Origin of the sequence: Fredinandcohnia onubensis, assembly GCF_002734285.1 — a bacterium.
Taxonomy (GTDB): domain Bacteria; phylum Bacillota; class Bacilli; order Bacillales; family Bacillaceae_L; genus Ferdinandcohnia; species Ferdinandcohnia onubensis_A.
In genome coordinates this window covers 1-710 of sequence record NZ_NSEA01000043.1, presented here as the reverse complement: position 1 = coordinate 710, position 710 = coordinate 1, and the positions used below count along the sequence as shown (strand labels likewise).

Genomic DNA, 710 nt, shown 5'->3' with positions numbered 1-710 from the left:
CTCATTGGTGAATAAAGTAACCTGTAGTATTGAAGGTAATCTACGTATACATTACAACTTCTTAAATCCTTTCGAAGAACAAGAATAGGCAACGCCCCACAATAAAGTGTACCCCTTGTAAAGGACATTTTAAAAAAGCCTAGGCAGTTTTAAGAAGATGATCTCTGTATTGAACAGGGGTCATCTTTTTTAAATTCCATTGGTATCTGTAGTGATTGTAATACGTCATATATTGTTTTATTTCATGTTTTAATTCATCTAAGGTTGTACAAGGTTTAATATAAGCTTCATCTTTGAAATGGCCAAAAAATGATTCTTGGGGGGCATTATCCCAACAGTTTCCGCGTCTTGACATAGATTGGTGTAATCCAAGTTTCTTCGCTAACTTTTGAAAGTTAGGGTGTGTATAGTGGGTTCCTTGATCAGAGTGTATCAATGCGTCTTCTGCTTTTCTAAAGTTACGGTTCTTCTTTAATTTTAAAAGGGTGTCTGTAGCTAAGTCCATCGTAATATGGGCTGANNCAAATAGGCTTTCTGACCCTTTCCGTAATATAAATACGTGATATCAGTTAGAAGTACTTTTCCAGGTATATCTTGCTTAAATTGTCGGTTCAATAAGTTTGGTACAACCCGATGTTCTTGTGTGGCCTTCATCATTCTCCTATAAGGATTTGCCTTTCTGATGGGACATATAATGTTATATTTCTTCA

The 710-nt window shown here is 35.6% G+C and carries 1 pseudogene; it reads right to left on the bottom strand.

The annotated features are described in order from the left end of the window. Positions 1-139: 139 nt before the first annotated feature. Positions 140-710, bottom strand: a pseudogene (locus CKJ95_RS23150) (IS3 family transposase); the annotation flags it as partial.